Below are 20,951 nucleotides of genomic sequence, written 5' to 3'. Positions count from 1 at the left end.
CGTGTCGACGTGGGAGATGCATGCGCGTACTGGTGACCGGTGGCGCCGGATTCATCGGCGTCAACTTCGTGCTGCGCACCCTGGCGACCCGCGGCGACGTCGAGCTCACGGTGCTCGACAAGCTGACCTACGCCGCCGACCCGGCGTCACTCGCGGCGGTGGAGGATCGGATCCGGCTGGTCGTCGGGGACATCGCCGACGCCGAGCTGGTCGACGGTCTGGTCGCACAGACCGACCTCGTCGTGCACTTCGCGGCCGAGTCGCACAACGACAACTCGCTGAACGATCCCTCGCCGTTCGTGCAGACCAACCTCGTCGGCACGTTCACCCTGCTCGAGGCGATCCGCCGCCACGGCAAGCGGTTGCACCACGTCTCCACCGACGAGGTGTACGGCGACCTGGAACTCGACGACCCGGCGCGCTTCACCGAGGCCACCGCGTACAACCCGTCGAGTCCGTACAGCTCGACCAAGGCCGGCTCGGACATGCTCGTGCGCGCCTGGGTGCGCTCCTTCGACCTCGCCGCGACCATCTCCAACTGCTCCAACAACTACGGGCCCTACCAGCACGTCGAGAAGTTCATCCCCCGCCAGATCACCAACGTCCTCACCGGCGTGCGGCCGCGGGTCTACGGCGACGGCCGGAACGTGCGCGACTGGATCCACGTCGACGACCACAACGACGCCGTGTGGGCGATCGTCGACGGCGGGCGCGTCGGCGAGACCTACCTGATCGGCGCCGACGGTGAGACCGACAACCGGACCGTCGTCGAGACCATCCTCGAGTTGCTGGGCAAGCCGGCCGACGACTTCGTCTTCGTCACCGACCGGCCCGGTCACGACCGCCGCTACGCGATCGATTCGACGAAACTGCGCACCGAGCTCGGTTGGCGACCGCGCTACACCGATTTCCGCAGCGGCCTGGCCGCGACCATCGACTGGTATCGCGAGAACGAGTCGTGGTGGCGCGCGCGCAAGGCCGGCGTCGAGGCCAACTATGCGAAGACCGAGAAGACCCTCGATCGCGCTCAGGAAGTCACGGACTGAGCTTCCCGCGCCCGCATTCTGGTCCCGCTCCACCGATCGAGGGAGCAGGATCGAAACGAGGGAGCGGGACTAGTCCGTCAGCGATAGCCGGCCGGGTTCTTCTCCTGCCAGCGCCAGTAGTCGCGACAGGCGCGGGCGATGTCGTATTCGGCGCGCCAGCCGAGCTTCGCGTGCGCCTTGTCGGGCAGGCAATAGGTGGCCTGCGCGTCTCCCGGACGACGGGGCGCGTCGACGGTGGGGATGGTCGTCCCCGACGCCGCCTCGAAGGCCGCGATGAGTTCCAGGACGCTCGACGGATTGCCGGTGCCCAGGTTGTAGAAGTGCATGCCCGCCTCGGCGTGCTCAATCGCGGCGAGATGCCCCTTGGCGAGGTCGACGACGTGGATGTAGTCGCGCAGCGCGGTCCCGTCGGCGGTGTCGTAGTCGCGTCCGAAGACGCTGACCTGCGGCAGGAGTCCGGCGGCGACCCGCGCAACGATAGGCATCAGATTGTTGGGGATGCCCTGCGGGTCCTCCCCGATGAGCCCGCTCTCGTGCGCGCCGATCGGGTTGAAGTAGCGCAGGCCGATGAGCTTCTTCGCCGGATCGGTGAGCGCGAAGTCGGCCATCACCTCTTCACACATCCGCTTGGACTTGCTGTACGGGTTGGGCAGCTCGATGCCGGTGCGCGAGGTCTCCACGAACGGGAGGTCCTCCTGGTGGGTGTAGACCGTGCCGGTGCCGGAGAACAAGAAGGTGTCGATGTCGTGGTCGCGCATCGCGCCCAGCATGACGATCGTGGCGCCGACGTTGGTGGCGTAGTACTCCAGCGGCATGGTCACCGATTCGCCGACCGCCTTGCGCGCGGCCAGGTGGATGATCGCGTCGAACGGGCCGGTCTCCTCGATGCCGGTGCGCACCGCGTCGGCATCGGTGACGTCGATCGTGCGGAACGGCACGACCCGGCCGGTGATCTCGTTGATGCGTTCGATCGCGACGGGGCTCGAGCAGGAGAAGTCGTCGAAGATCACCGCCTCGTGGCCGGCCTCGATGAGTTCCACCGCGGTGTGCGCACCGATGTACCCGGCACCGCCGGTGAGGAGAACACGCATGAGGGCAGTCTACGGAGTGTCGCCCGCGCGGCGACCGCCCAGCCGCCCGCCGATCAGCACGAGCGCCAGGCACACGCCGGTCATGACGAGCCCGAAGGCGAAGAACTCCCGATAGCTCAGCGACGGGTGGTGGGCGGCGAGCCAGGCGAGCAGGGCCGGTGAGCCGAAGCCGATGTAGGTGAGCGCGTAGAAGACGGCGGTGAGTCCGCCGAGGTCGTCGGGCCCGGCGATCCGCTGCACCTCCAGCAGGCCGCCGATGAGCGCCATCCCGTAGCCGCAGCCCAGGACGGCCGCCGCCAACAGGGCCACGGGCACGCTCAGCGTCGCGTCGGCGGCGATGGCCATGAGCAGTCCCATCGCGAGCACGGCACAGGCCACGACCATGCCGCGCACCGAATCGGGCCGATCGATCCGACGGCCGACCGACTGGATGCCGAAGCCCGCGGCCAACCCGATCAGGCAGCACGCCGCGGCAAAGGCGATGGGCACCGACGTCTGCTCGCTCAGCAGGTCGGGCACGATCGCGTAGGCGATGGCGCAGGAGCCGAACACCCACGGCGCGACCGGTGCGACGACCAGAAGGAACCGTCGGGTGAAGACCGAGGGGATGCGCAGGTCGGCGAGCAGACTCGTCGACCGCCCGGGGTCGCGGAAACGAGTCTCCGGTACCCGCCACAGGGCGATCGACGTGACGACGGCCAGGGTCACGGTGATGAGATACGGCAGGACCGTTGGCCACGGTCCCCACTGGGCGAGGACCCCGGCCACCGCGGCGCCGACGCCGAAACCCGCGGTCAGGCACATGGTCGCGCGGCGGGCGCCGACCCCTGCGGGTGCACCCGATCCGCGGGACAGCTCGACCACCCAGCTGCCGCCGACCGCCATCGCCAGACCCAGCGCCGCGCCGGACAGCAGCCGCCCGATGCTCAGCAGGACCACCGAGTGCGCACCCAGGGCCAGCGCGATGGAGCCGAGGCCGGCGAGGATCGGCGCGGGCAGCATCAGCGGTCGACGACCCCAGCGGTCCGACGCCGGTCCACCGATCAGCAGGGCCGGGACGATGCCGAAGACGTAGACGAACAGCAGGGTGTCCACGACGACGTTGGAGATCCCCTCCTGCTTGTACATCACCAGCAGCGGGGTGAACTGGTTGCCGCCCCACGCGCTGACGAACAGCGCAGCGCCGACGGGGGTCCACGCGGAGGCGCCGATCCCGGCCGAGCGCGGCGGCGGCGTCAGGGTGGTCATGGCGGCCCATCGTACCGAGGAGCCAGCACCCCTAGGATGAGCCCATGTCCTCGCTTCGCACGCTGACCGCCGGTGCCGCCCTCGTCGGTGCCCTGGCCCTGCCCGCCGTCGCCGCGACGACCGCCCACGCGGCCCCCGGCTCGACCGCCGGCCTGGTGCCCGAATTGGCAATCGCCTACCAGTTGGCCAAGGCGCAGGCCGATCTCGAGGGTGTGCCGCTGTGGATCACCTCGGGCAAACGGTCGTGGGCCGAGCAGGACCGCATGTGGCGCGCGGGCATCAAGGAGTACGGCAGCCCCGGCGAGGCCCAGCGCTGGGTCCTGCCGCCGTCGCGCTCGACCCACGTGAGCGGCCGCGCGATCGACGTCGGCCCGCGTCGCGGTGCCCTCTGGCTCGAGCGCAACGGCAACCGATACGGACTGTGCCGCACCTACGCCAACGAGTGGTGGCACTTCGAGGCGGTCACGTTCCCGGGCACCCCGTGCCCGCCGATGCTGCCCAGTGCCGCCCGCCGACACTAGGTCTGCTGCAGAATCGGGTCATGCGCCTTCTCGCCAGCCTCTCCGCAGCGGCCGCCGTCCTGATCGGGACCGGCGCGGGTGCCGCACAAGCCGTTCCTTTCCCGGTGACCACCGACGTCCCGACGGCGATCGCCGCCAACTATTTCGCCTCCGCGCAGACGCCCCCACCCGGGGCGAACCGGTGGTCGTGCCACAGCGGCCACAATCCCGTCGTGCTGCTGCACGCGACCGCCATGAACCAGGCGGCCAACTTCGCGTACCTGTCCCCGATGCTCGCGAACGCCGGCTACTGCGTCTTCAGCCTCACCTACGGCCAGACGAGTTGGAGCGGCAACACCGGCGGCCTCGCCAAGCGCGAAGCGTCGGCCTACCGCCAAGTCGTGCCGTTCCTCGACCGGGTGCTCGCCGCGACCGGTGCCGCCAAGGTCGACCTGATCGGCCACTCCCAGGGCGGCCCGATCGCCCAGCTCGCCTCACAGCGCCGCGCCTCCCGCATCGGCACCATCGTCGGACTGTCGGCCTCCAGCCGCGGGCACAGTGACGTCGACGAGCTCCAACACGCCCTGCCCGCCCGGGCACCGGGTCAGAACTATTGGGGGCCGCGTCATCCCGGGATCCGCTACGTGAACCTGGCGACGCGGTTCGACCACATCTCGACCCCGTATCCGGTCACCCTCATGCCGCCCGGGCCCGGCATCACGAACACGCTGATCCAGCACGTCTGCCCGGCGTCGCGCGTGGGCCACGTCGGGATGGCCTTCTCGCCGACGGTGGGCGCCCTCGTCCGCAACGCGCTCGACCCCGCCCATCGGGTCCGGGTGCCGTGCGGCGAGAACGAATTCCCCGAATGACCGGGCTCGACGATCGCGCCGGCGAGCCCGGTCGGTTCATCCAGCGGATCGGCGTCGGCGGCTCCTACGACGGCGACCGCTATCCGTTCAACCTGCCCGTGGTCGAGCACCTGGCCGACGAGGGCCTCGAGATCCCCGGCGGGGTCACCTTCTTCGTCGGCGAGAACGGCAGCGGAAAGTCGACGCTGATCGAGGCAATCGCCGTGGCCGTCGGCCTCAACGCCGAGGGCGGCAGCCAGAACTACCGCTTCACGACGCGCTCCACCGAATCCGACCTCGCCGACAACCTGTTCCCCACCTGGGGCCCGCTCAAGCCGCGCAGCCGCTTCTTCCTGCGCGCCGAGTCCTTCTACAACGTCGCCACCGCGACCGAGGACCTCGGCCCCGAGCAGCTCGACGTGTTCGGCGGCGTCTCCCCGCACGAGCGCTCGCACGGGGAGTCGTTCGTCGACGTGATTCGGTCGCGGTTCTTCCCCGGTGGGCTGTATGTGATGGACGAGCCGGAGGCTGCCCTCTCACCGCAGGCCTGCCTGACCGTGATGGCCCTCATGGCCGACCTCGTCGACCGCGGCAGCCAGTTCCTCATCGCCACGCACTCGCCGATCCTGCTGGCGCTGCCCGGAGCCACGATCTTCGCCATCGACGACGAGGGAACGATCGCCCGCGTCGACTACGACGACGCGCCACCGGTGCGCCTCACCCGCGATTTCCTCGCCGCACCGGACCGCTATCTGCGCCACCTGCTGGCGACGGACTGAGGCGCGCAAACCGGTTTTGGTCTGCGTCGACGTTGCCGATACACTCAGTCTCGCTGCCCAGCGCGGCACGCCGCCTTAGCTCAGTCGGTAGAGCAATTCACTCGTAATGAATAGGTCAGGAGTTCGATTCTCCTAGGCGGCTCCATTACCGGCACAGACGCCGGTTCAGACTCTAGATCCGCCAGATTGTGCCGTTTGCGCGATGTGGCTGTGGGGCGGCCACCGCGCTCAGTCTCCGACGTCGTGCCGTGAATAGCGGCGGGCCTGACCGAGTTTGCGGCGCACCGCGACAGGGTCGCGCTCCGGACGGCCTTTGCCGCGGCGCTTCTGTGGCTTGCACATCGCACAACCTCGCCACGAGCGGGACGGGTGATGGTTCGGCATCGAACCTCCTCGGATACTCCGCCAATGGCGAAGAGAGTCACGCTATCACCGGGGCGATGACTGGCGACGCGCTCCCGGACGTCCGGAGGCTCTGGCGTACGCGCCGACCACGCGGGTTCGATTCTCCTAGGCGGCTCCACCGCGGTTTCCCGGTCTGACAGGCTGGAACCGTGAACGCCCGCACCACCGTCACCCGCACGCTCGACTCGCACGCCGGTGAATGGTTGATGATCGTCGCCTCGCTGCTGTTCCTGGCCGCGTATGCCGCGCCGATCCTGCACCCCGCACTGAGCGCGACCGGTCGACGGATCTGCGGGATCGTGACCGTCGCCGTGTGGGCGCTGTTCATCGCCGAATACCTGGTGCGGCTGCTGCGCGCCCGCGACCGCTGGCGATTCTTCACCCACCACCTGTTCGACCTGGTGATCCTGATCCTGCCGATGGCCCGTCCGTTGCGCATGCTGCGGTTGATCACGCTGCTGTCGGTGCTGAACCGGGTGGGGACGCGGTCGCTGCGCGGGCGGGTCGCGGTGTACGCCTTCGGCGGTGCGATCCTGCTGCTGACCGTGTCGTCGTTGGCCATCACCGAGGCCGAGCGCGGCCGTCCCGGATCGAACATCAACGGCGTCGGCGACGGTCTCTGGTGGGCGATCACCACCATGACGACCGTCGGCTACGGCGACAAGGTGCCCGAAACCGTCGTCGGCCGGTCGGTGGCGGTCACCCTCATGTTCGCGGGCATCGCCCTGCTCGGTGTCGTCACCGCCTTCGTCGCCTCCTGGCTCGTCGAGGCGATCGAGGATGCCGAGAAGGTGGAGGAACAGACGCACGCCGCCGTGCTCGCCCTGACCGACGAGGTGCGACAGTTGCGCGCCGAGGTGGCCGCCCTGCGCGAGGAAAAGGGCGCGGGAGCCGACTGAACCGTCGACCCCCGCGGCGCCGTCGGGGTCAGCTGGCCATCAGGGCGTCGAGATCGGTCTGGACGTTCAAATCGCCTTTCACTCGCTTCGAGACGGTCGCCGGGCAGCTGCCCACCCGCGCCGAGGCGACGACGCCGACCTTGTGACTGGCCGCCGGCACACTCAACTTGAACACCGGGCTGGACTGTCCTTCGGAGATGGTGAAGTGCGGTGACGGCCGACCGTCGACGAACATCACGCCCGAGATCTCCGAGCAGCCCCGGTTGGTCACGATCATTCTGATCGTCGACGCGGAAACGGTGAACGTGTCGGCGGGGCCGCAGTCGCCGCCCCACGCCGAACACAAGTGGCCAATCGTGTGATTCTCGGTGACTGCCGCGGCCGGGCTCATGACGCCGAACGTGGCGGCCGAAGCGGCGGACATGGCGACGAGAATCGACGCCGTCTTCATGGTGCTCATCGGGGACCTCCGTGGGTTGATTGCTGAGGAGCAAGAACATCGTCAATCAACCGAGACGCCGTCAAACGAGTATGTGACTACCTGATTGTCCGCCCACTGTTCGCGAGCGCCTGCCCGATGGTCGCGACCATGGCGTCGACGGCGAACTTCGGCTTCACGTTGAAGTCGAGCACCTCGCGGCACTCGAGGACCGCGTCGATACAGGTGAGCAGCTGACGGCTCGTCGCATAGTTGGCCAGTCCGGCGACCTGGTCGGCCTGGTCGGGGTGCATGGCGGTGACGTGCGCCCCCGACGACACCATCAGCGCGTCGCGGAACAGCCCGGCCAGGTCCATCAGCGCCAGGTCCAGCACGTCGCGCGCGGTGCGGGTGGCCCGCGACTTCTGCCGCTTCTCCAGGTCCTTGATCGCACCGGCGCTGCCGCGGGTCGACCGGGCGGTCCCCTTGCCGGTGCCACCGGCGCCGAACGCCGTCATCAGCTCCTCGACCTCGGCCTCGTCCTTCTCGGCGCTGATCGCCTTGGCGGCCGCCTCCGCAGACTTCACGAGGTCTTCGGCGGCGGCGTAGGCGCGCGCCGGAACGGCGGCGGCCCGCGCCAGGCCCAGAGCGGCCATCCGTTGTTCGCGGGCGCCCTGGTCGGTGGCGAGGCGCTTGGCCCGGCCGATGTGTCCGCCGCAGACCGACGCCGCCCAGGCCGCGTTCGCCGGGTCGATCCCGTCGCGCTCGATGAGCACGCGCTCGATGTCGGCCGCCGGCGCGATGGCCAGCGGCACGTGCCGACAACGCGACTTCAGCGTCACCGAGATGTCCTCGGGATCCACCGATGGGGCACACAGCAGGAACACGGTCCGCGCGGGCGGCTCCTCCACGACCTTCAGCAGGGCATTCGCGGCCGCCTCGGTCAACCGGTCGGCGTCTTCGACGACGACGATCTGCCAGCGACCGGTCGCCGGACGGCGCGCGGCCGCTTGCACGACGTCGCGGATCTCGGCGACCGACAGGCTCAGCCCCTGTGGCACAACATGGCGCACGTCGGCGTGGGTGCGATTCATCACAGTGCTGCAGGCGCGACATTCGCCACACCCCGGGTCGTCCTCGGAGTGGCACTGCAGGGCCGCGGCGAAGCAGGTCGCGGCGACCGAACGACCCGATCCGGGCGGACCGGTGAACAGCCACGAGTGTGTCATGGCGGCCCGATCAGCTGCGACGGTTTCTAGGCCCTGACCTGCGTCGGAGTCGAACATTGAGACCGCGCCGGAGGCCTTCTCGTCCAGTCGGCGCGACGCGGCGACCGCGCCCTTGGCGGCAGCACGGAGCTCGTCGACGACGCCGTGTTGGCCCACCAGCCGATCGAACACCCCTGCCACGCCACCAGCCTATCGGCCTCCTCGGACGCTCGAGCCGCCGCTTCGGGTGTTTAACAATTGCAAGCACTTAGCTAATCTTGAAGCCATGGTCGACAAGCGGTCTCGATGGGCGTCAGCCGTGCACACCGCACGGTGGCTGGCCCGTACGCCGTGGCCGATCCTCGCCCTGGACCTGGTGCGCGCCAACATGATCGGCGCGATCTTCACCTTCGCCTTCCTGCGCTTCGGCATGGCCAGCGACTACGCCGTCACCTTCACCGAGGGCTCGGCGCGCAACCAGATCGTCTTCGTCGCCTACCTGCTCATCGGCACGATCGCCAGCATGTTGCTGAGCATCCAGCTCTCGCTGCCGGTGCTGATCTGGCACCGCCGCCGCACCCGACTGGACAACGACTTCGCCCGGCGGCGCGCACTCGCACTGCCGTGGATGCTGACGCTGTCCAACGGCATCCTGTGGGTCATCGGTGGCGGACTGCTGACGTTCATGACCTGGCTGGACTCCCCCAAGACCGCGATCATGGTCGCCCTCGGCAGCTTCGTCGGCGGCATCGTGACCGGCGCGCTGAGCTACATGCAGTGCGAGAAGGTGCTGCGACCCATCACCGTCGCGGCGATGGCCAACGATCCCGACTCCGCGCAGGCGCCCAGCGTCTCGACGCGCATCACCGTCTTCTGGCTCATCGCCGTGGCCCTGCCGCTGCTGACGATCGCCGGCATGGCACTCTGCGTGCCGTTCGGCATCGCCGACGCGCGCACCGTCATCCGGCCGATCATCTGGATGTCCATCGCGGCCGTCGTCTTCGGCATCCTCGCGGTGTACCGACTGGTCAGCGCCATCAACGACCCGATCACCCAGCTGCGCCGGGCGATGAGCCGCGTCCGCGACGGCGACCTCAACACGTCGGTGCGGATCTACGACGGCAGCGACGTCGGCCTGCTGCAGGCGGGCTTCAACGAGATGGTCTCCGACCTGCGCGAGCGGAACCAGCTGCGCAACCTGTTCGGCCGCTACGTCGGTGAGGACGTCGCCCGCCGCGCCGTCGAGACGGGCACCGAGCTGGGCGGTGAGGACCGCTACGTCGGCATCCTGTTCGTGGACATCGTCGGGTCGACGCGCCTGGCCGTGCAGAACGCGCCGCGCGAGGTCGTCGACCTGCTCAACGAGTTCTTCCGGGTCGTCGTCGACGTCGTCGGCCGACACGGCGGCTTCGTCAACAAGTTCCAGGGCGACGCGGCGCTGGCGATCTTCGGCGCCCCGCTCGAGCTCGACAACTTCGCAGGTCGGGCGCTGGCCGCCGCGCGCGAGCTGCGGATCGAACTGGAGACGACCCTGGGCGACACGGACTTCGGCATCGGCGTCTCGGCCGGCCGCGCGGTCGCCGGGCACATCGGTTCCGAGCAGCGCCTGGAGTACACCGTCATCGGCGACCCGGTCAACGAGGCCGCCCGACTGACCGAGCTCGCCAAGGACGAGCCGACGCGCGTGCTCGGATCGGCCCGTGCGGTCTTCCTCGGCGACGACGAGGAGGCGACGCACTGGGAGATCGGTGAGGGCGTGGAGCTGCGCGGCAGGGGTATCGAGACCCTGCTCGCCCGCCCGAAGATCGAGCCGATCTCCGAGTCCAACGCCGACGACAGGACCATCGGCCGCCCCGGCAAGGCCGCGGACGCCGCCGACGCCTAGCCTCAGGCCTTCTTCTTGACCGCGGCCTTCTTCGCCGTCGTCTTCTTGGCCGCGGTCTTCTTCGCCGTGCGCTTCACCGGTCCACGGGCGCGACGGTCGGCCAGCAGCTCCATCGCCCGCTCCGGGGTGATGGTCGCGACCTCATCGCCCTTGCGCAGGCTCGCGTTGGTCTCACCGTCGGTGACGTACGGGCCGAAGCGGCCGTCCTTGATGACCATCGGCTTCTCGCTCACCGAGTCGTTGCCCAGTTCGCGCAGCGGAGGCGCGGCGGCCGCACGACCGCGGCGCTTGGGCTCGGCGTAGATCTTGAGCGCCTCCTCGAGCGTGATCTCGAAGAGCTGTTCCTCGCCGGCCAGCGACCGCGAGTCCGCACCCTTCTTCAGGTACGGCCCATAGCGACCGTTCTGTGCGGTGATCTCCTCGTTGGTCGCCGGGTCGACACCGACGACGCGCGGCAGCGACAGCAGTCGCAGCGCCTCCTCGAGGGTGACCGTCGCGGGAGTCATCGACTTGAACAACGACCCGGTGCGCGGCTTGGGACCGGTCTTCTTCGCCGCCTTCTTGGCGGTCTTCTTGGCCGTCTTCTTCGCGGTCTTCGTCGCGCCGGAACCCTCGTCGACGTCCAGCGGAACCGGCGCCTCGCCGCCGTCGAGGGGCGTCGGACCGGCCGGGACGGTCAGCGCGGGCGCCTCGCCGTCCTCGTCGTCGGGGGGCAGGATCTCGGTGACGTACGGACCGAAGCGGCCCTCCTTGACGACGATCTCGTTTCCGGAGACCGGGTCGACGCCGAGCGTGCGACCCTCCTGCGGCGTCGCGAAGAGCTTCTCGGCGACCTCCAGGGTGAGCTCGTCGGGCGTCATGTCGGCGGGCAGGTTCGCGCGCTGCAGTTCCGGCTCGGCGGCACCGGCGGCGGTCACCGAGCGCTCCAGGTACGGGCCGAAGCGGCCGACGCGGACGTAGACCGGGCGGCCTTCGGAATCGTCGAACAGGTGGATCGAGTTGACCTCGCGGGCGTCGATCTCCTCCAGGTTCACCCCGACGAGCTTCTTGAGGCCGCCGGCGTGGGCCACGTCGCGCTTGGCGCTGCCCGTGCCCGACCCCTCGGCGTCGCCGAAGTAGAAGTCCGACAGCCACTGCGTGCGATTGGCCTCGCCCGCGGCGATCTGGTCCAGATCGTCCTCGAGGGAGGCGGTGAAGTCGTAGTCGACGAGGCTCTCGAAGTAGCCCTCGAGCAGACCGACGACGGCGAACGCGACCCACTGCGGGACGAGGGCACTGCCCTTCTTCACCACGTAGCCGCGGTCCTGGATGGTGCCGATAATCGACGCGTAGGTCGACGGGCGGCCGATGCCCAGGTCCTCGAGCACCTTGACCAGCGAGGCCTCGGTGTAGCGGGCCGGCGGATTGGTGGAGTGCCCGTCGGCGGTGAGCTCGGCGGCGGTCAGGGTCTGACCCTCGCGCAGCTGCGGCAGGCGGCGCTCCTCGTCGTCGGCCTGGCCGCCGGCCTGCTCGTCGACGGTCTCGACGTAGGCCGACAGGAAGCCGGGGAAGGTGATGGTGCGGCCCGACGAGGAGAAGGTGACCTGCTCGCCGCCGGAGGCGGCGCCGTTGATGCGCACGCTCATCGTCGTGCCCTTGGCGTCGGCCATCTGCGACGCGACCGTCCGCTGCCAAATCAGCTCGTAGAGCTTGAACTCGTCGGCGTTCAGGGCCGAGGCGACCTGACCGGGGGTGCGGAAGCTGTCGCCGGCCGGGCGGATCGCCTCGTGCGCCTCCTGGGCGTTCTTCACCTTGCGGGTGTACTGGCGCGGCGTCGGGTGGACGTAGTTGTCGCCGTAGAGGTCGCGGGCCTGGGCGCGCGCCGCGGTGATCGCCGACTCGCTCAGCGTCGTCGAGTCGGTGCGCATGTAGGTGATGTAGCCGTTCTCGTACAGCCGCTGCGCGATGCGCATCGTGCGGTCGGAGGTGAAGCGCAGCTTGCGCCCGGCCTCCTGCTGCAGCGTCGAGGTCATGAACGGCGCGTAGGGCCGGCGGGTGTACGGCTTCTCCTCCACCGAGGCGACGGTCAGCGTCGCCTTGTCCAGCCCGGCGGCGAGGGCGCGGGCACGAGTCTCGTCGAGGACGACGACGCCGTCGGCCTTGCGCAGCTTGCCGTCGGAGCCGAAGTCACGTCCGGCGGCGACGCGCTGGCCGTCGACGCTCACCAGGCGCGAGGAGAAGGTCGGCGGGGTCGCCTCCTTGCCCGCGTCGAGCGTGGCGGCGAGGTCCCAGTAGTCGGCGGAGACGAACGCCATGCGCTCACGCTCGCGGTCGACGATGATCCGCGTCGCGACCGACTGCACGCGGCCCGCCGACAGCTTCGGCATGACCTTCTTCCACAGCACGGGCGACACCTCGTAGCCGTAGAGGCGGTCGAGGATGCGCCGGGTCTCCTGCGCGTCGACGAGGTCGATGTCGAGTTCGCGAGGGCTCTCGGCGGCGGCCCGGATGGCGGGCTCGGTGATCTCGTGGAACACCATCCGCTTGACCGGGACCTTGGGCTTGAGGATCTCCAGCAGGTGCCAGGCGATCGCCTCGCCCTCGCGGTCACCATCGGTGGCGAGGTAGAGCTCGTCGACCTCTTTGAGGAGCTGCTTGAGTTCGGTGACGGTGGACTTCTTGTCCGGGGACACCACGTAGAGCGGCTCGAAGTTGTCTTCGACGTTGACGCCCAAGCGCGCCCACGGCTGACCCTTGTACTTCGCGGGGACGTCGGCGGCGCCGCGCGGAAGGTCGCGGATGTGGCCGCGCGACGATTCGACGACGTAGTCGCTTCCGAGGTACCCGGCGATCTTGCGCGCCTTGGTGGGCGACTCGACGATCACGAGTCGTCGAGTCCGGCCCGATCCGGGCGATGCGGTGTCGGTCTTTGCCACGGGCGTCCCTCAGTTCACCTCGGAGTGCCGGATGCACCCCGCTGGTGAGGTTTCTACCTTATATATGGGTGCTACTGCACATACGGTAGCGGTTCCCGGCGCGGCATTTCCGGCCGGTGCACGCCGTCGTCGCTGGTCACCGGTGAAATCCGCGTCGACGTCAGAAGGTTGGCCAGAATTGTGCGGCACCGGGCTGTTGTGGCGGGGCGCCGACCATCTCGACGAATCGCGTCACCCGTCGTTTTCCGGCGATCCGCAGCCCCGGATCGCCCCCTCGGGTGCCGGTGAGGATCGGCGCGACGCCCACGCGCATGAGCGCCGTGGCGAGGGCCGGATGGGTGTCGGGGGCGTGTGGGTCCAGCCCGAGCAGGTACTTGTCGCCGTCGCGGCGGCCCGAGGCGATGGCCCACTGCCGCAGCGCGCGGGCGGTCGGCGTCCAGCCCGGCGGCACCGCCTTCACCGCGCCCGACGACCACTGTTCGCGCAAGTCGTCGAGCAGTGCCGTCGGCTCGGTGCGCACGACCGGCGACCCCTCTTCGGAATGGGTGAGCTCGACGTCGAGCCCGATGGCCGTCAGCTCGTCGGCGAGGGCCAGGGCGCGCCACTGCGCGTCGACGACGACCGAAACCCGCGTTCCGCCGGCCATCGGGACCGCCTGCCCGGTGCCCGCGAGGAGACCGGCGACGTCGGCAAGCGACGGATCGTCGGTATCCGCGGAGAAGAAGGCGAGCTGGCTCACGCCCCCAATGCTACGGCGATCGTGTTACATCGCCGGTACGGCGGCTCCCGATGACCGGCAGAAACAACCGCGCCCGCCGGTCCGGAGGTGATCCGGACGCGACGGGCGCGGTGTTGGTCTCGTGGTTCGCGTCAGCGACCCGAGGTCTTAGACGGCGCGAACGCCGGTAGCCTGCGGGCCCTTGCTGCCCTGGCCGACCTCGAACTCGACGCGCTGGTTCTCTTCCAGGGTGCGGAAACCGGATCCCTGAATCTCCGAGTAGTGCACAAACACGTCACCGTTTCCCTCGTCGGGGGCGATGAAGCCGAAGCCCTTTTCCGCGTTGAACCACTTCACAGTTCCCTGTGCCATTCCAGAATTCCTTACATATTTACTGATTGCGACCGAGGATGTCTCGCGTCGTGGTCGGTTCCGACCGCCATTCTGAGTGAAAGCCTGCGGAGCCCGCGAACCAACCCAAGTACAACGCTCGCAACAAGATTCGGACTGCGGCGGGGAGATCCCCCGAGACACGGTCAAATCGTGCGACCGAGTTCAGTCAATCACGTTCCGGGGCGCCGCGATAGTCCACCGACCCGATTGCGCCGAACTCGTCACGCAATCGCTAGATTGCAGGGACGGCCCGAACGTGTGCCGCGGGCGGGATTTGGGGCGAGATGAGCGATTCCTACGGGGAGGAGTTGCTGCGCGCCGCCCTCGCCGGAACCGACCCCGACGCCTCGCCGGTCACCCACACCGAGGTGATCGAGGCGGCCGTCGCCGAGCATGTCGACTGGCCGTCGTGGCTGGACCCGGACATCGTCGCCGCCTACGCCGACCTGGGGCTTCACCGTCCGTGGCGCCACCAGATCGAGGCCGCCGAGCACGCGCACGCCGGCCGCCACGTGGTCATCTCCACCGGCACGGCGTCGGGCAAATCGCTCGCCTATCAACTGCCGGTGTTGCAGCGCCTGCTCCACGACCATGCCTCGACCGCCCTGTACCTATCGCCCACCAAGGCGCTCGGCGTCGACCAATTGCGCTCTCTGACAACGATTCTCGCGACGAACCCGGAATTCGCGAGGTTGGCGCCGTGCACCTACGACGGGGACACCGACGCGCAGATGCGTCAGTGGGCGCGGGCGAACTCGCGCGTGCTGTTCACCAATCCGGACATGCTGCACATCGGGATCCTGTCCGGCCACCACCGCTGGCAGCAGTTCTTGCGGCAGCTGAAGTTCATCGTCGTCGACGAGTGCCACCACTATCGCGGGGTGTTCGGAGCACACACGGCACTGGTGCTGCGACGGTTATTGCGAGTGGCCCGCGCGGCCGGCGCCGAGCCGGTCGTCATCGCGGCCAGTGCCACCACCGCCGAGCCCGCGCGGACGCTGACCCGGTTGATCGGCGAGCCCGCGGTGGAAGTGACCCACGACTCCTCACCCACCGGGGAGAGAACCGTCGCACTCTGGGAGCCGGATTTCCTTCCGGAGGTCACCGGGGAGAACGGCGCACCGGTGCGACGGTCGGCGGGTGCCGAGGCCGGGCGCATCCTGGCGGACTTCGTCATCGAGGGCGCGCGGACGCTCTGTTTCGTGCGCAGCCGACGCGGGGCGGAGATCACCGCACGCACCGCGGCCGGGTTGCTGGAGTCGTCGGCCCCCGAGTTGGCGGGGCGGGTGGCCGCCTATCGCGCGGGCTATCTCGCCGACGACCGGCGACGGTTGGAGCGCGCCATCGCCGACGGCGAACTGCTCGGCATTGCGACGACCAACGCACTCGAGTTGGGCGTGGACATCAGCGGTCTGGACGCGGTGGTGATCGCCGGCTACCCGGGGACGGTCGCGTCCTTCTGGCAGCAGGCCGGTCGTGCCGGGCGACGGGGAGCGGCGTCGGCGGTCGTGCTCATCGCGCGCGACGACCCGCTGGACACCTACCTCGTGCACCACCCGGAGGCACTCCTGCACAAGCCGGTGGAGGCGACCGTCTTCGATCCGATGAACCCGTACGTGCTCAAGCCGCACCTGTTGTGCGCGGCCGCCGAACTGCCGTTGAAGCCGGCGGAGGTGGAATGGCTGGGCGTTGCCGAGGCCGTCGACGAGTTGACCGGGGAGGGACTGCTGCGGCGGCGCAAGGCCGGCTGGTACCTCGCGGCCGGGGTGGAGCCGCACGCCGATATCGACATCCGCGGCGGCATCGGCGGGCAGATCCTGATCGTCGACACGTCGACGTCGCGGTTGCTCGGCACCGTCGACACCGTTCGGGCGCTCTCGACGGTCCACCCCGGTGCCGTCCACATCCACCAGGGCGCGTCCTTCGTCGTCGACGACCTCGACCTGGAGGACGGGTTGGCGCTGGTGCATCCGGAGGAACCGGATTGGACGACGTCGCCGCGCGAGACCACCGAGGTGGCGGTGGTCGACACCATCCGCGAGTGGGACCGCGGACCGCTGCACGTGGGGTTGGTCGAGGTGGAGGTGACCTCGCAGGTCGTCGGCTACCTGCGCAAGCTGCACAGCGGGGAGATCCTCGACTCGGTGGAACTGGACCTTCCGCCGCAAACGCTGCCGACGCGGGCCGTGCAGTACACCCTCACCCCCGAGGCGCTGGCCGGCGCCGGGATCACCGACGTCAACCTTCCCGGTGCGCTGCACGCCGCCGAGCACGCGATGATCGGCATGTTGCCGCTGGTCGCGACATGCGACCGGTGGGATATCGGTGGGCTGTCGACGAACATCCACGCCGACACGGGTTTGCCGACGGTCTACGTCTACGACGGCTATCCCGGTGGGGCAGGCTTCGCCGATCGCGGCTACGAGGCCTTCGACGAATGGGTGCGCGCCACCCATGAAGCGGTGTCGTCGTGCGGGTGCGAGAAGGGCTGTCCGTCCTGCGTGCAGTCACCCAAGTGCGGCAACGGCAACGAGCCGCTCGACAAGGCCGGGGCTATTGCGGTGCTTGAGCTTCTTGGGCGTGATTCCGCTCGATCTGCAGGCTGATCATCACGAAAGATCTCAGGACTCTCGTCAAGCCGCTGTCTCATCGACGTCATCGAACTGGGTGCGGTACAGCTGCGCGTAGCGGCCGTCGGCGGCGAGCAGCTCGTCGTGGGTGCCGGACTCGACGATGCGCCCGGCTTCGACGACGAGGATCTGATCGGCCTGCCGGACGGTCGAGAGTCGATGGGCGATGACCAGGGCCGTCCGCCCGGCCAGTGCTTCGCCGAGTGCCGCTTGGACGGCTGCCTCCGACGTCGAGTCGAGATGGGCCGTCGCCTCGTCGAGGATCACCACCCGTGGTTGCGCCAGCAGGACGCGGGCGATCGTCATGCGCTGCCGCTCCCCACCGGAGAAGCGGTAGCCGCGCTCACCGACGACGGTGTCCAGGCCGTCGGGCAACGCCTCGACCAGGTCGACCAGTCGCGCTCGTCGTAGCGCGTCCCACAGCTGCTCGTCGGTGGCATCGGGCAGACCGAGAGTCAGGTTGGCGCGCACGGTGTCGTGGAACAGGTGCCCGTCCTGGGTGACCATGCCGACCGCTCGCCGCAGCGACGCCGCTTCCAGCTCGCGCACATCGCGCCCGCCGACGAGCACGGCGCCGCCGTCGACGTCGTATAGCCGCGGAACCAGCGCGGCGATCGTCGACTTTCCCGCTCCCGACGACCCCACGAGGGCGACGGTCTTGCTGGCCGGGACGCGGAACGACACGTCGTGCAACACCGTGCTCCCCGCCCGCGGGTCGAGGACGGCAACCTCCTCGAGCGAGGCGAGTGAGACGCGGTCGGCCGACGGGTAGGCGAATCGGACACCGTCGAACTCGACGTCGAGCGGGCCGTCGGGCACGGGGACGGCGGTGGGTGAGTCGGTGATCAGCGGCGGGAGGTCGAGGACCTCGAAGACCCGCTCGAAGCTGACCATCGCACTCATCACCTCCAGCCGCGCGTTGGCCAACGCCGTGAGCGGGGCATAGAGGCGGGTGAGGAGCATCGCCAGGGCGACGACGGTGCCCGCCTGCAGCTGACCGCGCAGCGAGAAGTAGCCGCCGAGCCCGTAGATCAGCGCCAACGCGAGTGCCGACACCAGCATCAGCGCGACGTAGAACGTCTCCTGCACCATGGCGCTGCGCACCCCGATGTCGCGGACGCGACCGGCCCGGGCGGCGAACTCGGCTGACTCGCGCGCCGGGTCGCCGAACAGCTTGATCAGCGTGGCGCCCGGCGCCGAGAAGCGCTCGGTCATCCGGTTGCCCATCGCCGCGTTGTGCTCGGCCCGCTCCCGCTGCAGCCCGGCCAGGCGCGAGCCGATCCGACGCGCCGGCAGGAGGAAGACGGGCAGCAGGAGTAGTGCCAGCAGGGTGATCTGCCACGAGAGCGTGACCATCGCGACGAGCGCCAGCACCAGAGTCACGACGTTGCTGACCAACCCGGCGAAGGTGTCGCTGAACGCGCGCTGCGCGCCGATCACGTCGTTGTTGAGGCGGCTGACCAGCGCCCCGGTGCGGGTGCGGCTGAAGAAGGCGACCGGCTGCGTCTGCACATGGTCGTAGACGGCGGTGCGCAGGTCGAGGATCAACCCTTCGCCGATGGTCGCGGAGAGTCGTCGCTGGACCAGGCCGAGCGCGGCCTCGGCAACCGCCACGAGCGCGATGAGGCCGGCGAGGCCGATCACCGTGCCCGTCGTCGACCGATGGGTGATCGCGTCGATGACGCGCCCGGCCAGCAGCGGCGTCGCCACGGTCAACACCGCCACGGCGACACTGACCACCGCGAACCAGACCAGCCGACGACGATGCGGCCGCGCAAAGCGGCCGATCCGCCGCAGCGTCACCGCGCTGAACGGTCGCTCGTCGCGCCGCGCGTACATCGTCGTGTACATCGAGCTCCACACGGTGCTCTCCATACTCATTCGTCCACTTCCCTTCGACGCCGATCGTCCGGCGTCCCACCACTGTTAAACATCAAGTAAGGTTGAGGTCAAGCGAGGAGGCGGTCATGTCCGACGCACCGGCCTGGAATCAGCGGGAGCTGACCGTGGGTGAACTGTCCGCGCGTAGCGGCGCCGCCGTCTCGGCACTGCACTTCTATGAGCGCGAGGGACTGATCACCGCCCGCCGCACGTCGGGCAATCAGCGGCGCTATCGCCGCGACACCCTGCGCCGGGTGGCGCTGATCCGCATCGCGCAGCGGGTCGGCATCCCCCTCGCCGAGATCCGCGACGCGCTCGACCGCCTGCCTGCGGGCCGGACCCCCACCCGCACGGACTGGGAGAAGCTGTCAGCCGGCTGGCGCGCCGACCTCGACGATCGCATCCACCGCCTCCAACAGCTGCGTGACGACTTCACCGGCTGTATCGGGTGCGGATGTCTGTCATTGGAGCGCTGCACACTGGCCAACCCGCACGACGGGTGGGGCGAGCACGGGCCGGGTCCGCGCCGCCTGTTGGAGTCCTGAACTCACCGGGCTGCGGCCGACTCGCGCATCCACGGCAGGCCGGGCAGCACGGCAACCAGATCGGTCGCCTCTGTATCGGTGAGTTCGACGTCGAACCGCTCGTCGAGAATCTGGGGGAACTCCTCGATCTCCACCGTGCGCTGTGCCGTGACGCTGCCGTCCGGCGCGACCGTGGTCCAGGTCCGGCCGTCGAGGGTCTCCTGCCGGTCGGGAAGGAACCGCTGCACGAACGGTCGCATCGTGAACGGCGAACGCGGGGAGGTCGAGACGTAGTGGTTGCCGACGGCAAAGTCGACGGGGTGCCGCTGGTCGAGAGTCCACCGGTGTCGGTCGATCCACCCGACGGCGCCGTCGACCTCGGACCGCTGCCACAGCGTCCACGCCTGCGCCGACCCGCGCGGCCCGTCGGCGTCCCGGGTCAGCCGCAGCCGCCAACCCTCTTGATCGACCTCCGTCCCGTCCTCGACGGGAATCGGCTCGAGCGGGCCACGGCCGAATCCGACGTCGCAGAGACAACGCCTGGAGTCGTCGAACTCGACGACGAGCAATGCGTGCGTGGCCGGGCGGTGCATGGGCTCGGCCGCTCCCATGCTGACCCGTCCCAGTGCGGCGGTGAACCGGAAGCCCAACGCCTCGAGCGCCGCCGCGAACAGCGTCGCGTGCTCGAAGCAATAGCCGCCTCGTCGACGCTGGACGAGCTTGTCCTGCAGCTCGGCGATCCCGAGTGGGATCGGGCGCCCCAAAAAGATGTCGAGATTCTCAAACGGCATCGTCGTCGTGTACGCGCGGTGCAGTGCCGCAAGGGTCGACAGGGTCGGTTCAGGTTCTCCGTCGAATCCGATGCGCGTCAGCAGGGCCGCCAGGTCCAACTCCGCACCGTGCCACTCGCCCATCTGCCCGACCCTCGCCTCCGCGTTCGTCCCGTACGGGTGGTGCAACGCCTAGGCCGAGTGCTGAATTCCGACGGTCAGGATTCCACCGGACCCGCCCGTGCCTCGGCCCGGGCCGTCGCGACGCCGAAGCGGCCCAGGTTCAGCGGTACCTCGACTCGCACGTCGACGAAGTCGCCGTCGACGGTGCAGGACGCCAGCCGCATCGCCGGGTCGCCCTGCGCACGAACCACCCGCGACGCGGTCGCGCATCCGTCCTCGCCCGCGAGCACCGCCGCCGCGGCGGCCAGCGCCGAGAGGTCGGCCGCGGCGGCGGCACGGTGACGTCCCAGCACCGCGGACCCGAGGTGGACCAGGACCAGCGTCAACGCGATCAGGCAGGCGACCACGGCCACACCCGCCGGAGTGGCCGAGCCGTCGTCCTCACCCAGCAGCCGGCGCATCCGCGGGTTCCCCGCCCTCGCCGTCGGGTTCCTTCACCGCGACCGCGTGCCCGCTCACGGTGAGCATCGGCAGCAGCGGCGCGTCGGCTTCGACCCGCACGGTGATCTCGTCGCCGTTGGTGGTCACCGAGATCCGCGCACCGCTCGGCGCCACGGCCGCCCCCACCGTGCGGGCGCGGGCGTCGCCGACGGCGGTGAGGCGTGCG

Annotated in this window: 19 protein-coding genes and 1 tRNA gene; 9 read left to right on the top strand and 11 right to left on the bottom strand. The window is 69.5% G+C overall.

Going from position 1 to position 20,951, the window contains the following annotated elements; translation table 11 throughout:
- Positions 1-20: 20 nt before the first annotated feature.
- Positions 21-1,046 (top strand): dTDP-glucose 4,6-dehydratase, encoded by a 1,026-nt coding sequence (rfbB, locus tag QM634_RS11905; protein ID WP_415042991.1) that lies wholly within the window; start codon positions 21-23, stop codon positions 1,044-1,046.
- A 77-nt stretch (positions 1,047-1,123) separates the two neighbouring features.
- On the opposite strand, the gene galE is transcribed toward rfbB, so the two are convergent.
- Together galE and QM634_RS11895 are read right to left on the bottom strand one after the other, a co-directional pair.
- Positions 1,124-2,137, bottom strand: coding sequence for a UDP-glucose 4-epimerase GalE (galE, locus tag QM634_RS11900; protein WP_415042990.1), 1,014 nt, complete (start codon positions 2,135-2,137; stop codon positions 1,124-1,126).
- Between the two features lie 9 nt (positions 2,138-2,146).
- Positions 2,147-3,385, bottom strand: coding sequence for an MFS transporter (locus QM634_RS11895; protein WP_415042989.1), 1,239 nt, complete (start codon positions 3,383-3,385; stop codon positions 2,147-2,149).
- Positions 3,386-3,429: 44 nt separating this feature from the next.
- Here QM634_RS11895 and QM634_RS11890 point away from each other — a divergent pair, with 44 nt between their 5' ends.
- From QM634_RS11890 to QM634_RS11870, 5 genes are all read left to right on the top strand, one after another.
- The gene (locus QM634_RS11890; RefSeq protein WP_415042988.1) at positions 3,430-3,906 is read left to right on the top strand and encodes a M15 family metallopeptidase; all 477 of its coding nucleotides are present in this window, start codon (positions 3,430-3,432) and stop codon (positions 3,904-3,906) included.
- A 20-nt stretch (positions 3,907-3,926) separates the two neighbouring features.
- Complete coding sequence (locus QM634_RS11885; RefSeq protein ID WP_415042987.1) at positions 3,927-4,757, top strand: esterase/lipase family protein; 831 nt, start codon at positions 3,927-3,929, stop codon at positions 4,755-4,757.
- On the top strand, positions 4,754-5,515 hold the full coding sequence (locus QM634_RS11880) for an AAA family ATPase (RefSeq protein WP_415042986.1): 762 nt from the start codon (positions 4,754-4,756) through the stop codon (positions 5,513-5,515). The genes QM634_RS11885 and QM634_RS11880 overlap by 4 nt, the downstream gene beginning before the upstream one ends.
- Before the next feature lie 69 nt (positions 5,516-5,584).
- Positions 5,585-5,660, top strand: a tRNA-Thr gene (locus QM634_RS11875).
- Positions 5,661-6,069: 409 nt separating this feature from the next.
- Complete coding sequence (locus QM634_RS11870) at positions 6,070-6,819, top strand: potassium channel family protein (protein ID WP_415042985.1); 750 nt, start codon at positions 6,070-6,072, stop codon at positions 6,817-6,819.
- Between the two features lie 28 nt (positions 6,820-6,847).
- Here QM634_RS11870 and QM634_RS11865 read toward each other — a convergent pair whose 3' ends face one another.
- Positions 6,848-7,279 (bottom strand): hypothetical protein, encoded by a 432-nt coding sequence (locus QM634_RS11865; protein ID WP_415042984.1) that lies wholly within the window; start codon positions 7,277-7,279, stop codon positions 6,848-6,850.
- 77 nt (positions 7,280-7,356) lie between these two features.
- Positions 7,357-8,646: a DNA polymerase III subunit delta' gene (locus tag QM634_RS11860; RefSeq protein WP_415042983.1), complete on the bottom strand. Its 1,290-nt coding sequence runs from the start codon at positions 8,644-8,646 to the stop codon at positions 7,357-7,359.
- 85 nt (positions 8,647-8,731) lie between these two features.
- Here QM634_RS11860 and QM634_RS11855 point away from each other — a divergent pair, with 85 nt between their 5' ends.
- Positions 8,732-10,330, top strand: a complete 1,599-nt coding sequence (locus QM634_RS11855; RefSeq protein WP_415042982.1) for an adenylate/guanylate cyclase domain-containing protein — start codon at positions 8,732-8,734, stop codon at positions 10,328-10,330.
- 2 nt (positions 10,331-10,332) lie between these two features.
- On the opposite strand, the gene topA is transcribed toward QM634_RS11855, so the two are convergent.
- The 3 genes from topA to QM634_RS11840 all read right to left on the bottom strand — a co-directional run bounded on the left by topA (position 10,333) and on the right by QM634_RS11840 (position 14,335).
- Positions 10,333-13,245 (bottom strand): type I DNA topoisomerase, encoded by a 2,913-nt coding sequence (gene topA, locus QM634_RS11850; RefSeq protein WP_415042981.1) that lies wholly within the window; start codon positions 13,243-13,245, stop codon positions 10,333-10,335.
- Between the two features lie 160 nt (positions 13,246-13,405).
- Positions 13,406-13,984: a hypothetical protein gene (locus QM634_RS11845; RefSeq protein ID WP_415042980.1), complete on the bottom strand. Its 579-nt coding sequence runs from the start codon at positions 13,982-13,984 to the stop codon at positions 13,406-13,408.
- Between the two features lie 147 nt (positions 13,985-14,131).
- The gene (locus tag QM634_RS11840; protein ID WP_415042979.1) at positions 14,132-14,335 is read right to left on the bottom strand and encodes a cold-shock protein; all 204 of its coding nucleotides are present in this window, start codon (positions 14,333-14,335) and stop codon (positions 14,132-14,134) included.
- Positions 14,336-14,640: 305 nt separating this feature from the next.
- Between QM634_RS11840 and QM634_RS11835 the strand changes: the two genes are divergently transcribed.
- Positions 14,641-16,962 carry a DEAD/DEAH box helicase gene (locus tag QM634_RS11835; protein WP_415042978.1) on the top strand — a complete coding sequence of 774 codons (2,322 nt, stop codon included), beginning with the start codon at positions 14,641-14,643 and terminating at the stop codon, positions 16,960-16,962.
- 27 nt (positions 16,963-16,989) lie between these two features.
- On the opposite strand, the gene QM634_RS11830 is transcribed toward QM634_RS11835, so the two are convergent.
- Entirely contained in the window at positions 16,990-18,867 is a 1,878-nt protein-coding gene (locus tag QM634_RS11830) for an ABC transporter ATP-binding protein (RefSeq protein ID WP_415042977.1), read from the bottom strand.
- 86 nt (positions 18,868-18,953) lie between these two features.
- Between QM634_RS11830 and soxR the strand changes: the two genes are divergently transcribed.
- On the top strand, positions 18,954-19,412 hold the full coding sequence (gene soxR, locus QM634_RS11825) for a redox-sensitive transcriptional activator SoxR (RefSeq protein WP_415042976.1): 459 nt from the start codon (positions 18,954-18,956) through the stop codon (positions 19,410-19,412).
- Positions 19,413-19,414: 2 nt separating this feature from the next.
- Here the strand turns inward: soxR and QM634_RS11820 are convergent, their stop codons facing one another.
- The 3 genes from QM634_RS11820 to QM634_RS11810 all read right to left on the bottom strand — a co-directional run.
- The gene (locus QM634_RS11820) at positions 19,415-20,305 is read right to left on the bottom strand and encodes an arylamine N-acetyltransferase family protein (RefSeq protein ID WP_415042975.1); all 891 of its coding nucleotides are present in this window, start codon (positions 20,303-20,305) and stop codon (positions 19,415-19,417) included.
- 74 nt (positions 20,306-20,379) lie between these two features.
- On the bottom strand, positions 20,380-20,745 hold the full coding sequence (locus tag QM634_RS11815) for an Rv3654c family TadE-like protein (RefSeq protein ID WP_415042974.1): 366 nt from the start codon (positions 20,743-20,745) through the stop codon (positions 20,380-20,382).
- Positions 20,726-20,951 (bottom strand): TadE family type IV pilus minor pilin (locus QM634_RS11810; protein ID WP_415042973.1); only part of this gene is annotated, 226 nt, incomplete at its 5' end. The genes QM634_RS11810 and QM634_RS11815, both read right to left, overlap by 20 nt.

This window comes from Gordonia sp. (in: high G+C Gram-positive bacteria) (genome assembly GCF_047606305.1).
Classification (GTDB): domain Bacteria; phylum Actinomycetota; class Actinomycetes; order Mycobacteriales; family Mycobacteriaceae; genus Gordonia.
Note: the sequence above shows the minus strand (reverse complement) of the source record. Positions and strands in the feature narration are given on the sequence as shown.